General features: G+C 31.5%; 9 protein-coding genes. 4 read left to right on the plus strand and 5 right to left on the minus strand.

All coding sequences use genetic code 11. The features are described 5' to 3' along the window. Window positions 1-571: 571 nt before the first annotated feature. The 5 genes from FQU23_RS08965 to FQU23_RS08985 are packed head-to-tail and all read right to left on the minus strand — an operon-like array spanning window position 572 to window position 8612. Window positions 572-1948 (minus strand): hypothetical protein, encoded by a 1377-nt coding sequence (locus FQU23_RS08965; RefSeq protein WP_147673577.1) that lies wholly within the window; start codon window positions 1946-1948, stop codon window positions 572-574. A gap of 49 nt (window positions 1949-1997) precedes the next feature. Continuing rightward, complete coding sequence (locus tag FQU23_RS08970) at window positions 1998-4328, minus strand: ATP-binding protein (protein WP_147673578.1); 2331 nt, start codon at window positions 4326-4328, stop codon at window positions 1998-2000. Between the two features lie 4 nt (window positions 4329-4332). Further along, window positions 4333-6651 (minus strand): AAA family ATPase, encoded by a 2319-nt coding sequence (locus FQU23_RS08975; RefSeq protein WP_147673579.1) that lies wholly within the window; start codon window positions 6649-6651, stop codon window positions 4333-4335. After that, window positions 6632-7342: an ABC-three component system middle component 1 gene (locus tag FQU23_RS08980; protein WP_147673580.1), complete on the minus strand. Its 711-nt coding sequence runs from the start codon at window positions 7340-7342 to the stop codon at window positions 6632-6634. The genes FQU23_RS08975 and FQU23_RS08980 overlap by 20 nt, the downstream gene beginning before the upstream one ends. Then, a complete protein-coding gene (locus FQU23_RS08985; RefSeq protein WP_147673581.1) occupies window positions 7326-8612 on the minus strand; it encodes an ABC-three component system protein in 1287 nt (428 codons plus the stop codon). The genes FQU23_RS08980 and FQU23_RS08985 overlap by 17 nt, the downstream gene beginning before the upstream one ends. A gap of 608 nt (window positions 8613-9220) precedes the next feature. Here FQU23_RS08985 and FQU23_RS08990 point away from each other — a divergent pair. The 4 genes from FQU23_RS08990 to FQU23_RS09005 are packed head-to-tail and all read left to right on the plus strand — an operon-like array spanning window position 9221 to window position 15807. Beyond that, entirely contained in the window at window positions 9221-10681 is a 1461-nt protein-coding gene (locus tag FQU23_RS08990; RefSeq protein ID WP_209282334.1) for a DUF3375 domain-containing protein, read from the plus strand. Next, a complete protein-coding gene (locus FQU23_RS08995) occupies window positions 10678-11259 on the plus strand; it encodes a DUF4194 domain-containing protein (protein WP_147673582.1) in 582 nt (193 codons plus the stop codon). The genes FQU23_RS08990 and FQU23_RS08995 overlap by 4 nt, the downstream gene beginning before the upstream one ends. Beyond that, on the plus strand, window positions 11243-14662 hold the full coding sequence (locus FQU23_RS09000) for an ATP-binding protein (protein ID WP_147673583.1): 3420 nt from the start codon (window positions 11243-11245) through the stop codon (window positions 14660-14662). Before FQU23_RS08995 ends, FQU23_RS09000 begins: the two co-directional genes overlap by 17 nt. After that, the gene (locus FQU23_RS09005) at window positions 14659-15807 is read left to right on the plus strand and encodes a Wadjet anti-phage system protein JetD domain-containing protein (RefSeq protein WP_113667239.1); all 1149 of its coding nucleotides are present in this window, start codon (window positions 14659-14661) and stop codon (window positions 15805-15807) included. Before FQU23_RS09000 ends, FQU23_RS09005 begins: the two co-directional genes overlap by 4 nt. Window positions 15808-15835: the final 28 nt, after the last annotated feature.

The following is a 15835-nucleotide window of genomic DNA, read 5'->3' on the forward strand; positions in this document are numbered from 1 at the left end:
TTTGAGGTGGCTTTTTTGGTGCTTTAAAGTCGAAGGCACGTCATTTTATTGAAGATTTTCTCAAAAACGGACAAAATGTAGATCCCAATATAGAATTGATCGAAGTGAATACAAGTGAAGCTGTTTTTTTCAAAAGCAAGCTTTGGCAATTGTATCATATGAAAAGTTTTACCATCTGTCCAGCCACAACGAAATGGTCACCAGCCAACAAGAGGACAAAAAGGATTAATTGAAACACATTGGTGCAGAAACACTTGATGAATATAGTACTTCAGGTAAACTGAAAAAAGGTGATTTCAGGATAAGACAAAAAAGCAGGACATTGCAGTTCGGCTTTTTGTCGGTGTGGCAGGATTAACCGCCTATTCCTTAATTCGTTGATTTTACTGGTGTTTCCAAGTACTCTTTCCAAAAGGGGTAACCGAATAGGTCTCATCTAAAATAAATTACCTTGTAGCCCTTTGTGATCCTTGATCAATTAATCTCAGTCAGTCAATGTACTTTTATAGATGTAAATATATGAAATTAAAACCAAGGTTTCTAATTTTTCATATAATGGTACCAATCTAGTTTATGGCAAGGGTCGCTCCCAATGCCAACTACTCTCAATAATGTCCGCGTCGTCCGGTATGATTAAGAAGTTTTTAGGTAAAGGAGTTATCGGTACTACATAAGCCGAGGCGACGTCGACGGTCTCATCAAATATCCAGTTTTCGTCAGAGCGCGAATACGACTGAAAATAGTGTGTAAAAATCCAACTTAAGTCGGTTTTTTCCGGATCAATACTCTCTATTGTCCGATAAATTTTTTTTAGCCTTTCAGACTCCACATTTGGGCCGTCAAAGGTTTCCATTCCGATGTGAACTACACCTTCGCAGTCAAGGGTAAGTTGTTCCAAAGCCTTATACAATAACCCTTTTAGGTCGCGTGCTTTTTCAACGTAAACTTGCGGGGCATCGCAGGTGACAATAACGCCAAATGCATTATTTATATGACCAATATAATAATTATTTGCCAAAGCTTCTCCGATATGGTAGCCCGCGGCGTGAAGACACACTGTAAAGCCGTCGTAATCGATTGGCTTCTTAGCAAGTAATTCTAGTAGATGAGGCGACTTGTCTTTTATATGATACTGCGAAAGATGATGATTGATCATAGCAAGGTCTATCTTTGAAGCTTTAATATCAAGTTTTTCATTTGATATGGTCCAGTTTTCTCCACGAATCTTCGATTGTTCTGATCTGAAAAGATCTAATAAGTACGTTTCCGACAATGACTTTAATTCGACATGAAAAGTAACTTCCATCAATAAACAATTCGTTAAAAGAAACGGTGCAACATGGTGTACCATTTTTTGACGAATCTTATTTTCCTCATAAAAATAAGCACCGGATTTTTGTTGCCTCTTGCACTCAACCTGATAACTTTTACCGTTCTTTTTTACCAGAAGATCCGGAGTTTTAGTGACACCTTCAGCAAGAAACTCTACATCGTAACCATTTCTCTTCCAAGCAAGGGCAACTAATAATTCAAAGATAACTTGATCTGCTTCGATTGGTCTTTTTTTTATAAGGTCACTGATTTTTTTCCGAAGCCCTTCAAGGGTTGGTAATAAATCAATATCCATCCCAATGCGTTTAAATAGGGGTATAATTCGAGCCCCCTGAAAATACTCGTATTTATGCGGTTCGTATATTAGACAATGCATTAAGTATAGGTACCAACCAATCCTGTCTTTATCAGTTACCATTAACAAACCCTCAGATACTGGCTGTGATAATGGGGGCGAATTCAAGTAAAATTTACTTAAATATTCTTCTATCGCCTGTTTTTTAGACTGCCATTGTGCAGGCGTCATGAATGTCATAAAATAATTAAAGGCACTTATAACATCCTGATCGTCATACTTGGCAAAAGCTAAATCAGATGGTTGAATTGAATTTATCATAGGGTTTATGAGTAAGCTGATATTACTATGGAGTATCTATAAAATTCTTTTAAAATGGTAAGTCATCCCATTCATCAACATCATTAGAATTAAAAAGTCTATTTACTTCTATAATCTCATTAATCGGATCATGACTTTCTTGGAAATTATCAATTGTAATTTTTTTACTTGACATAGCTGACCTATTAGTCTCAAGCTGTTGCTCATAATTAAACTCATAATTATCAACAGCAGAAGAACTAGAAATATTAATTGCCCTAATAATATTATTAGCTTCCTCCTTTCGTTTCGTGACAACCTTGATCAACTCTTCTTTTGTGGTTATTGATGATAAATTATAAGATTGTTTTATATATTGATCTATATTTTTGTTCCATGATTCTTCAATATTTACCTTGATTTGATCGTAGTATTCATTGTTTGAACTTTTAGAATTTTCTATAGCATTACCATAAATATTATATTTTGAAATCAGTTTTGAAAAACTTTCAATCTGATGATGAGATTCCATATATTTAGAAAGAATCAAAATTAAATCATCAAGTTGATCAATGCAGTTTGTTAGATCATGTTCAGCCATATAGCTTAAAATTTCAATTAAGTTTTCACGATCAGTCCAACCCAGTATTTTTAGATTTAAAGAGTTTATGCGATCATGCACCATTGAACCTATAGAATCCCAAGCAAACAATCTTATTAGAATGATTATATAATTAAGGTCATTATCGCCGTAACCGCTTAAATGAGGAGCTTTTGAAATAAATATTTCTAAAAGCTGGGTCACTAATTTTTTCTCAGAAAATAAAATTTGCTTTGAGTCTTTTATATAGGTTGTAGTTATCCTTCCTTTAAATTGTTCAAAGGAATTAGCAGATCTTAAATGAGTAAGATATTCATCTTTATTCCTTGTGAAGTAATCGTACAGAAAATCCTCTATTGAAGGATTGAAAAAACTGTATTCTACAGTATTTTTTTCCTTGATTATCCTGTTAATAAACATACCCACTGTTTCTTTGATTACAGCCTCGTAATCATCTCCTTGTTTGACAAAGTTATTATTCTTGACCTCATAATCTAATCGAGCACTAAAAACTTCCTTTAATCTATTTTCGAACAAAATAAACCGTGATCCTAAAGAATATAGTGATGTAAGAAGCAGTCTGGCGCTTAATGATATTTGTTTTGTAAATGGCTTTTCCCAGATCAACGATGGCTTATTTAAAAAATCAATGACAGTAGTAGCATAGGGCTTGTCAGATTCTATCCTATCATTATCAGTAAAGTATTCTATAACGCGTGGATTGTAATTTTTATGCTTAATTACCTGCCAGTAAAATATATCTTTAAAAAAGATATGTTTCTGTTCGATTGATAATTGAGAAATATAAATATGGTTATATAAAATTTTTGCTTTATCAATATTTCGATAATCTTTAATATGTACTTCATGCTTCGCAATATCTATTTTTGAGTCATTGATTTTTTCTGAAGTCTGTTTGGCTTGATTAAGTAATGTGGTCCGACAGGTAAGTATAAGTTTCTTTTGGCTGTCATTCTTGATCATGTCTATAAAATTTACAATTGCTGAATCTGCATTTCGAGAACTTTTTAGATCCAAAGTAATAGATCCCAAAAAATCATCAAAATAAAAAACCTGCTTCCGCCCAGTAATTATTAAATCCTCGGCTTCCGTTATTTCGCGGACATATATAAGTTCAAAATCTTTCGCCAATAGTTGGTATGTTAGCATATTGGCCAATGTTGATTTTCCAATACCTGGTGCACCAGTAATAAGAATGAAATTATTTGTATTTAGAATTTTTACTGCATTATTATGTGCCTTGTTAGGAACAAAAAGTTTGATCTGCTTTTTAATTTTATCTGCATGAAATTCTGACCTTGCTTTTACGCCATTCTTTAGGATTCGTTTAAAAATATTTGAGCTTGAAAGCCAAAGTTTGAAATGCTGTTCTTCAATATTAGGATTATTTCTCAAAAAATTATTTAAGTCATTTTTTCCTAATATATCCTGAGTAGACAAAATATATGGACTAAAAGTATTTTTAATACTTTCTTTGTCTTGAGGCGACAATGACAGAGAAGTTACAACTATATATCTTTTAGGATTTAATGTCACTACTTTCGGTAGTTCCTCAGTTTTTAATATTGATTTTAATGCAATGACCCCAGATCCAAGAAGGTGTTTTACCTGAACTATAATTTCATTTTCATCATTAATTGTCGCAAATCGTAAATCTATTCCTTTGTCAGGACCAGGCTTAAAGGATTGGAAATCTAAACCTAGTTTTGTTGACAAGATATCTCTTGCCAGTTCCTCTAAATCTCTATCATTTAATGTTGAAAAATCATAATTTGCCATTGACTTAGATTTCTGATTGTTCTAATGATTTTAAATTTATCCTTTTTTGTGTCAGATTATAATTTTTGAACTTATACCTCATAAATGCAGACATCATATCTTCATGGGTTGAAATTACAATTTGGTTCTTGCTAAATTCATTTCGCAATAATTCAATAAATCCTACAACATTTAATTCGTCCATAGTTTGCACCGGATCATCAATTAAAATGATTTTATTTTGCGAATACTTCTTATGTAAGGCTAGAGTGAAAGAGATTATTAGTGCCGACAATTGTCCAGAGCTCATTGAAAATATTGCGTCAAAAGTTCTGTTTGGATTAGTCTGAAATCTGATTCCGTTTTTATCTGAATATATAAATAAACCAAGACCTCCCTGAAAATCCTGCATAATTCTTCCAGAGTAAATATGAAATATAATTTCTATGTCTTTTATGACCTTTTTCTGGTATTTTAGTAGTGAACTGTCGTAAACATTTTTTAATTGTTTAATTTGTTCACTTAGCGATTTTGCATTGTCGAATTTGACCTGCTTGACATTAAGTTCTTGTGTTTTTGCTGTCAAGAATTCATTTTGGAGCAAAGAATAGGTATATTTTAGATAGTCTATTTTAGTCTTAATCTTTTCTAGATCAAAAGCATTGAAATTATCAAAATTATTGTCAAAAAAATCATTGAACAATTCTTTAAAATATGATTGAATTTCCTCTATGACTATTTCATGTTTTTTTTCTTTTAAATCTAAATTAAGCCTTTCAAATTTAAGATCAATATCAACCTTGAGAACATCGTTTAAATATCCTCTATAATCAAAGTTTATCTTTTCAAATTTTTTTTCAATATTGCTAAAATGAGTCGGCTCAAAGGAAATTAATTTATTAATAAATTCTTTATCGATATTGTTGTCAGTTATATCCTTTGAGATTACAGCTATAATTTGACCAATTATATCGACTTTAAAAAGATCAAATTTTTCTTTGAAAACTTTACTGCTTTCACTCGCTACGTTTTCTAAATTATCAGATTGAATAGAGATATTGTCCAGTAACCCATTTATGTCGCCCCAATCATATCCGCATAAGAAGCAGGAGCCTGAAGTTAGATCTTCCTCCTCTTTCAAGTCTTCAATTTTTTCAATCAACTTCTGTCGAGATTCGTTGATTTTCGAATAGATACCCTCCAGTTTATTTAATGCCAGTAAATCTGTTTTTAAAATTTCAAATTCTTCAAAAAATCTTTCTTTTAGATCATCGTTTAAAAAATCAAAATTATCAAAATCAAATTCGAAAAATTCATCCTGAAAGTCATCCGTTGAAAAATTCTGCAGTTTCTCAATGTACTGTTGCTTCTTAATAAACGCGTCTTTAATTATAATTAAGTTTTCTTTTTGAGGAATAAAATTATAAAATTGGCAAAAATCCTTTACTATAGATTCGTTACGCAACACCGTGTCAATACTCTCATTGTAAATATATTTATTAAAAGATTCCTTATGATTTAGAAAAACATTCAATTTCGTGATAATACCATCCTCTCCAAGTAGATCTAAATAATCGATTGACTTGAAATCAAACTCTTTGGTATCCCAAGTAACCTCCTTATCGGGAAATAATTTTATATACTCAATGTCACTAAAACCTTCAGAAAGAAAATCTTGTGTTTGTTTAATTTCGGATTTTAAATCTTCTACTGCTTTCTTTTCTTCCGCATTACACAGTCTTTCAATCTTTTGTTTAATGAGATTAATATTTGCAATTTTGTTTTCAAATTCTAGAACATTGAAAAGATGTGATATATACTGTTTTCTGTTTTTATCCTGACTTTTAAGTAAATAGAGACTATCCTCTTGTTCTATATAATTTAAAAATTGAAAGTTTTCCTTATAATTTGGACCTAAAATATTACTTAAAAAATCTCCCTCATTTTCTATTAAAACCTTTTCATTTGCTTCAAAACTTTTCTTTTGATACAGTTTATAAGTCGAAAAATTTATGCTGTTTGTTAGCTCTTCTTTTTTTGCAAATCTTTCTAAAATGTAAGTTGAATCATTTTTAGTAAATTCAATAATAATGCTTATATCTCCTGTTGCCCCTTCACTATAAAAAGGATGCTCATGATATGATTCCCTGCCATCAATCAGTAAAAGTTGTAGTACGTTATATCTTCTAATTTTTCCTGTATACAGCAGTTCTATCGCATCATAGAGTGAAGTTTTGCCAAATCCATTTGGCCCATCAAATACTACTAAGTCAGAAGCTTCAAAATCAAGCTCTTTTTCCCGTAGTACTTTGAAATTTTGAATCTTAATTTTTTGAATCTTCATCTTTACTTATTACAATTAAAATTTTTTCATAAACAGCTTCCGGAGAAATAGATGAGACATCATCAAATGTTTTGTCTAGTATCATTTCAGAAATTAAATCATCTAATTCTTTTAGCTGTGAATTTTTAGCAACCTCATTATTATTGTTTTCGGTCAGTGCAGATAATCCATCTTTTTGAATCACTTTTATATTTAAAAAAGGGACTTTATGAGCAACCCTGTACAATAGTGACTCAAATGCATTATTATTTAAATTAGTTTTATGCTGTTCAAAAATGGAATTTGATAATAGTTTCTGTTCGAAAAATTTTTTAGTTGTTAAGTTACTAGCAGTTATAGCTTCCAGAAGTTTTTGCTTTTCATTTTCAGTATAAAATAAAATTTGCTTTTTAAACAAAAAAGGGTTCTCCTCAATATCAATCAGTTGATTTTTATCCAATGGCAATTCTAAACTTGATTTACATAATATCAATAAGTTGGCATTTTTGTCAAACCATTCATTTTTAAGAAGTTCTTTTGATACAGTAAAAAACTTAGATTGATTTTCAATAATACTGCTTAAGTCGGTAGTTTCTATTACTAACCAAAAACTAAATTGATTTGCGTCTCCAAAGTAATAAACCTTACCAAATTCAGTTAATAGCGCTTCCAGTCCAACTTCTTCAAATAAACTATTAATTATTGATTCCATTTAAATTTATTTTTGCTTGTTCAAGATTTATCAGTGATATCTTTCTCCACTTTGTTATATTATTATAATTTTCGTCGCCAACGTTAAATATGTTTACAGCTTCATCTTCAAGTGAATCAACCTGACAACCTTCGGTTATTATGTAATCACTATTATATGGGGTGTCGATTAGTTTATCCAAAGCAACTCCAATTATTTGTTCACTTATTCTTTTTTTGCTTGCGGCAGTATTTGAAATATTTATTGTTGATGGAAAATATCTTTTATTATTAGGACAAATCCACCCTAGCTTATTGATTAAATCTTTATCAGAATCCCGAATTTCTCTCAAGGTAAAAATTAGCGCGTTCTTAAATTCATCTATTTGTAAGGTATTGTCTTTATACTCTTGTAGTTTTGAAAATTTGACAATTTTATGAGGCATAATATTTTGTAAAAACATTTCAAATTCGGAATCATCCAGAGAATTAAAGTATATTAAGTAGTTCGCTAATTTTGTTTTGACAACGTCATCCACTTCACTTTCTATATCCATACAGTATTCTTGGAAATAAAGGTTCAGGTCATTTCGTAGTATTCGGCGGTAATAGTTCTTATCAAAAAGGCGGGTATTAACATCTACGGTTAGTTCAGCTATAAAATTATTTAGGGGAATTGTAAAATAGTAAGCACCTTCACTGATTGTTAGGCCATTTTTTATGTGATTGGCAGCATGAACTGCTATTATTTGACTTGTAATAATTTCTTCCAAAACTTCGCTTATCCTACTAACGTAATCTGCATTCGCACTTTCTGCTATTAGACCGAATTTTAATAGACATGCCTCAACTTTACTATCTAGCTTGTTTCGTAACTCTTCAATCCTACAAAAAGGGTCACCATCATATTCATAAATTACAAGAGTGGGGTGTGCAGCTTCAATTGCCACCTTTGTTCTTTCATTATTAATGGCTAAATGAAAAAACGCATCTCTTTCGCAAGGAAATTCGAGCTTCCTTTTTTCTAGTTTTACAAAAGCTTCCTGATAAGAAGAGTACAAATGGCTCTTCATTGCTTTTACTTGATGTAAACTCACAGGTTCTATATTTGTCCCATCATTTCTCACAATTGCGAAGTCTTCTAGAGAATCAAGTTGCAGTTCCAGCTCATTGACGTTGGCTTCATGAAGTATTAAAGTTAGCACATGATAAAGCGCAACCTTGCCTTGGTAAATAAATCCACTCCAGGTATCGGCAGCAGAATGGATATCGTTAGGGTTGATAAGTGGCATATTTTTTTAATTACTTTATCCAACCTTTATGCATTTTTCAGGTCACTGTTTTTTGAGTACAGATTGTTGAATAAAGCAATTAGTAGAATTTTGTCAGCTACCAAAGTAAGAATTTTAAATGAATAAAAAATGTGGTCTACCAATAGAAAGCATTAAAAATATTAAGATGTGGCGGGAACTATTGAATTTATTTAGCTTTACATTTTTAAATAAAAAAAAGTTTCTAAGTGCTAGGTTTCTATCAGAAACTTATAAGACACGAATCAATTATGCCAATGCAAATTGATGACACCTAATCGATGCTGTATACCATGCGTAAATTGCAAGAAATTCCATAACTTCGTTTCGAGTAGAAAAGAGATTTTAGCCTAATTGTTACGACTTTAGCAAACGGTAGATCGTTTCAAAGAGAAAACGAACTACAAAAAAAAACGTATGAATCAAATAAAAAAGGGGTCAGCAGTAGTAACTAAAATGAAGTTTCTCTGGTATATTCAAGTGGAGTTCTCTTAATATATTGTGTGAATCTTAAATTTACAGATTAGCACATCTTTTGTCCTAAATAAGTCAATGCACCAACACTACTAATTTTTATTCCCCCGCAAATAATGATTGAAAGTTCAAAAATAGCAAACATACTAAACAACTCTCCAAGTATTGATCTTCTGAGAATCAGAAATAGGGAGGTGATTATAACTTTTTTAGTTAATACTTTTTCAAATCAACAAGGGGCAATTTCATCAGAAAAAATGCATCACCAACTTGCGGACTATTTGGAAGCCGTTCAAGTGGAGATTGATGAAGATATTGAAATCACCTTTGCTGATACATATGAAATTAAAGCTAAAAAGTATGTCCAAAATTGGACAAATAAAGGCTTTTTGACAAACTACCAGGACGAAACAGGCGAAATATATTATGAACTCTCATCACATTCAAGCAAAACGCTTGACTGGCTTTCCAGTCTGAAAAAAGAGGAATATGTAGGAGCTGAATCAAAGTTTAAGAATATTTTCAATCAATTGAAAGAACTTGTTGAGTTTACCAATGAAGATATTGACAAACGAGTACAATTACTCGAAGATAAAAAGCTGGAAATAGAGCAACAAATACAAAGAATTAAGATCGGTGAAGATGTAAAAGTATTCCAGGACTTTGAAATAGTTCCTCGCTTTAATCAATTAACTAAATCCGCTAAGGAATTACTTTCTGACTTTAAAGAAGTCGAAGACAACTTCAAAGAAATAACTAAAGACATATATCTGAAGCATGCTGAGGGAAGTTTGACAAAAAGCCACATTCTTGAATTTACTTTTGATGCCATTGATGAGTTGAAAAATAGCCACCAAGGCAAAAGTTTCTATGCATTCTATACTTTCATGCTAACACCTGCATTACAAGAAGAATGGGGAAAACTGACAAAAGAACTGTATAGCACACTCAAAGAGAAAGATATTGTGATTACAGACTATTTTTTGAAAGGAATGAAAAAACATCTATATTCTTCTGGACAAAAGGTGTCAAAAGCTAACGATAAGATGGCAGAGAAATTGAGTAGAATAATTAGGGAGAACGAAGCTTCGAAGTCAGAAAATACAAAAAAAATTATTCAAGACATTAAGAAGTCTTTAATCGAATTGAGTAAAGCCAAAAAAAGACCTGATATTTCTTTTGAACTTGAAATAGATGCTGATATCAATATTCCATTTGAGCGGAAAATAACTTTTGAGCAAAGTCAAGAGCTTGTCTATAAAACAAAACCTAAATTAGCAGACGAAAGTATTTCTCACTCGAATCATCTAAATAAGTTATTTAGTATTTCCGTGATTGACAAGGAAATACTCAGAGTAAGAATTAGGGAAGTCCTCAAAAATAAGTCACAGACAACCTTAGCAGAAATAATTGAGAATTTTGGAGGAATTGAAAAAGGACTACCAGAGCTATTTGGATATATTGGAATAGTGAAAGAATTTAAGCATTCGATACACCCTGATAAGAAACAACGAATTGAATTTGATATTGAAAATCAAAAATCTATAAAAATACCTGAAATAATTTTGAGTAAATGAGTAGTTTAGAAAGAAACATACGACCGTATTCCAAAGCAATTGTAAAGTTGCTCAAAGGTTCAATTGAACGAACTTCCAATGTTTGGGATGACATTGTGCATTATCAAACTGAAATTCAGGATTATATAAGTCAAATTGGTTTAGAACTAATAGTTAAGAAAGAAGAAGGGTTTGCGTTTGTAAAACAATTTGAAGACAGCGAAGGCAATACATTGGGATTAGTAGTACGAAGGCAAATCGGATTTGAAACATCTATTGTATTAGTAGTATTAAGACAAAGCCTTGAAGAGTTCGACAGTAATCCGACCCAATTTCAGGTTTTTGAAAAATTCATTACGAATTCTGAAATAAAAGAAGAAGTAGAATTATTTCTTCCTGAAAAATTTAATAGGGTTAAATTTTTGAAAGAGTTAGATAGTTACATAAATAACATAGTCAAGTTGGGTTATTTATCCGAAGTGAGCAAAAAGGAAAGCGAGACGAAATATCAAATTAAGCGAATAATTAAAGAGAAAGTCACTTTAGACATTCTTCAAGAGTTTAAATTAAAATTACAAGAAAATGTTGAGTCTATTTAGCACAAATTCAGACAAGGCTGGATTTAGACTTCAATATATGGAAGTCTATAATTGGGGCACTTTTCACGATAAAATATTCAGGATAAATCCAAAGGGAAATAATTCACTTTTAACTGGTGCAAACGCTTCAGGTAAAAGTACTTTTATTGATGCTTTGCTTACCTTACTTGTTCCTGTTAAGAAAGACCGGTTTTACAATCAATCATCGGGAGTAGAAAAGAAAGGTGACAGGACTGAAGAAACTTACGTTTGCGGGCATTATGGAAATATCCAACGTGAAGGAGAATTAAGTACAACCACGCAAACATTGAGAGGAAAAGACACTTACTCTGTTCTGCTGGGATCATTTTCAAATACAGACCAAAAAAGCGTTACACTATTTCAAGTTAGATGGTTTGCTTCCGATGGCAAATTAAATAGGGCGTTTGGAATTGCTTATGTTCCTTTGGATATAGAAAAGGATTTTAGCCACTTTGATGGCAAAGGCAATTGGAAAAAGCGACTAGATAGAACCTATAACTCAAATTCAAACAAAAAGAAGATTGAATTTTTTGATGGGCCTACTTTTTATGGCGAAAGAATATCGGATGTATTTGGTATGCGGTCAATAAAAGGATTAAGTTTATTTAATCAGGTCGTTGGAGTGAAGGTTTTGGAAGATTTGGATGAATTCATTAGAACTAATATGCTCGAAGAGTATAAAGAGGACAACGAAAATGCAGAGGAAAAATTCATCAAACTAAAATCCAGTTTTACAACTTTAATTGACGCTAAAACAAACATTGAAAAGGCCAAAGAACAAATTGAGCAATTAAAACCAATCAATGAAATAGCAATAGAATTAGCTAAAATTCGAAATGAAATTCAAACGCTTAATGTTTCAAAAGATATGTCAGTTTATTGGTTTGCTAAAAAATCAGTTGAATTGTTTGAATTGGAATTATTGAAAAGCAATACTCAATTAGATGAACTCAATGATGAATTGCAAGTTTTAAAAGAGAGAGAAGATTTATTGAAAGGAGAAGAGAGAAGCTTGTCGATTTCTATAGAGAATGATGAAGTTGGCGGTAAAATTAAAGAATTAGAAAAAGATATCAAGCAGTTAGAAAAAAGCAGGGATTTAAGAAAAACGAAACTTGACGAATACAATATTATAGCCAAGAGAATTGAACTTTCTTCAAATCCAAGCATTGATGTTTTCAAAGAAAATAGAGAAATATCGAAGAACAAAAAGAATGAATATCAATTAAAAATTGATTCCGAAACAGAGAATCAAAGAAAGCTCAAAAACGAAGAAGAGAGTTTGGTACTGCAAAGCGATGAAATTGTTGCTACGATTCAAGCACTTCAAAAAAACAAAAACAACATTTCAGGTAAGGAAGCAGAGATTCGAGAAAATATTATTGCTTATGTTGGAGCAACTAAAGAAGAAGTACCTTTCATAGGAGAGCTTATTAAGGTGCGAGAAGATGAAAAAGAATGGGAACTATCTATTGAAAAGATTTTGCACAATTTTGCTTTACGTTTAATTGTTCCCGACAAATACTATTCAAAAGTGAATGAGTATGTGAAAAAAACAAACCTTAATGGTAGAATAGTTTACCAACGGTATCGAGGCTTTACATCATTGGATAGCTTCACAGTAAAGAGTATTTCGCAAAATAGCTTAGTAAATAAAATCGAATTCAAAGAGAAAAACCTGTACACACCTTGGCTTGAGGATATTATAGCGAATCAATATAATTATTCTTGTGTAAATGATTTATCAGAATTCAATCGTTATGATGAGAGGGCAATCACAAAAGAAGGATTAGTCAAATTCGGAAAAGGAAAACACGAAAAAGACGACAGACCGCACATTTCAAAAAGAGAAAATTATGTTTTAGGCTGGGATAATAAGGAAAAAATCTCCAATCTGAAAAAGAACCTAATCGAAATTCAATCCTCGCAAGTAACGAATAAAAAAGACATAGCAAGTATATATGGCCTAATTAAAGAACTTGGAAATTTAAAGGATGATTGTTTTAGCATATTCTCTACCTACACCAAATATGATGACATTGATTGGCAAACTTATGCTAACCAAATTCAGGAAAAGGAAGATGCAAAGAAAAAATTGGAAGTTACAAATGACAGGGTTAAATCACTGCAAGAGCAACTGACAAAAGTTAGAGATGCATTAGCATTATTGACCGATGCAGACATTAAAAATAAAAACAAAGAAATATTTCAGTTAGAAGAAATTGTAATTAAAGAAATAATAAGAGACTTAGAGTTCAATAAAAAACTACTTGATTCAATCGGTACTAAAGATACTTCGGAATTTGAAATATTGAATTTAGAGTTATCAAACATTGATTTTGCAGATATAAAAGTCAAGCAGACGGAATTTCAAAAAAACAATGCATCTAAACTTAAAGAATTAGAAAATTCAAATGAAAGTAATGAACGAAAGGCAATTAAGTTGATTAGTGAATTTAAAAATCCACCAATTGAGATTACTGATAAATACAAGGATTGGCGTTCAGATGTCAACAGATTGCCTGATTCTAATAATATTGATTTGCTTGGAGAATATCAAACATTTTATCAAAAATTGATAGCTGACGATCTGCCCAGGTTTGAAAAGAAATTTAATGAATATTTACAGGATACCATTTTAAGGAAAATAGGTGATTTCAGAATGTTTTTTGAAAACTGGTCAGATTCCATCAAGGAAAATATTCGCCTATTAAATGAATCGCTGAAAGGAATTGATTTCAAAAATTCCCCAATTACATATATCCAACTTATTTCACAAAGAAGAAAAAATCAGTTAGTTGATGATTTTCGTGATTTGCTCTACAAGGCAATTCCAAATTTCAAAGAAATAGAAGCGACAATTGATGGGAAAAAAAATCACTTTTATACCAACATTGAACCATTAATTACCAAACTGGAAAATGAGAAATGGCGACAGGAGGTAATGGAAGTTCGTTCATGGTATAGCTACAAAGCAGAAGAATTTTACAAGGAAACTAATCAGAAATTCAAAACCTATGAAAATATGGGGCAGCTTTCTGGTGGTGAAAAGGCACAATTGACTTATACTATTTTGGGTTCTGCTATTGCTTATCAATTTGGACTTACAAAAGAAGGATTACAAACAAATTCCTTCCGATTTATTGCGATTGATGAAGCATTCAAGGCACAGGATGAAGACAAGGCCCGTTATCTTATTACTCTTTGTAAACAGCTCCATCTACAACTTTTAGTTGTAACTCCAAGTGACAATATTCACATTGTTGAAGATGCAATTTCATTTGTCCATTTTGTAGAAAGAAAAGATGAAAAATACTCTTGGCTTTATGATATGCCAATTGAGCAATTCAAAGAAGAACGAAATAATTTCATCAATAAATGATAAGTCCCAACGAAATAAAAACAAAGGCTGAAAGGAAATATTTTTCTTTTCTGCAATCAGTGGTTCAGGCAATTCCGTTCTCAAGAATTGTTATTCCGGGTGACAAAACTTATAGCAAAACATCAATTAGCGAATTTCATAACGAAATACTGGCATTAGCAAGCCAGTCAAAAGAAAAAAAAGGCTTTGGCTTTACAATAGAGTATCAAACAGTAAAGACAAAAACAATAGGAATGCAAAGCCTTCCAACAATTATTTACTTTGATTCAGAAAAGGACTTTTTAAAATTCTTAGGAAAGGAAAAGGAAGTTGATATTTTCGTTAATAACTGGCAATTGATCCACTCACATTTTCCTGAATTAAAGGATTGGATAATTAAAAATCCAACGAAAATAATTCAGAATCAAGGCAAATGGGAAAGCATATTAAAGGTTTGCAACTATTTCAAAAATTATCCTAAGCCAAATCTTTTTATAAGAGAACTGCCAGTGAATGTTCACACTAAGTTTGTTGAATCCAATCAAAGTATTATTACGGAAATGCTTGATATAATTATTCAAAATCATATAAACCTTAACGAAAGAGATTTTGAAAAACGCTTCAATTTAAAGTTTCGTGAACCACTGGTCAGGTTTAAGGTTTTGGACAAAAAAATAAGCCAGACTTATTTTTCAAACCTTGATGATATTGCTATCCCTGTCAGCCAATTTGTAAACCTTAGACTTCCTTTAAAACAGGTTCTTATAGTTGAAAATAAGACGACATTATATACAACATTAACATTGCCCAAAATGGATAAAACCATTGCAATCTTTGGACAAGGAAATGCAATTACAAATATTCAAGACGCCAAATGGTTAAACGACATAACTGTTCTTTACTGGGGTGACATTGATACTCATGGATTTGAAATTCTGTCCAGATTTAGAAAGCACTTCAGGCATACGAAAAGTGTTTTAATGGACAAGACAACATTTGAAAAATTCTTTGAAAATGATTCCGGTAAGCCTGCTACTGACACAACAACACTTAATCTGACAGAAAACGAAAATGAACTTTACAATCTCCTAAAAATAAACAATTGGAGACTTGAACAGGAAAAAATACCATTTGATTATGTTAACAGACACTTTTGCAATTGGTAAAGATCTTCTCGGTATTTAGCAATAATAA

This window comes from Flavobacterium sp. XN-5 (assembly GCF_008033395.2).
Lineage (GTDB): Bacteria > Bacteroidota > Bacteroidia > Flavobacteriales > Flavobacteriaceae > Flavobacterium > Flavobacterium hiemivividum.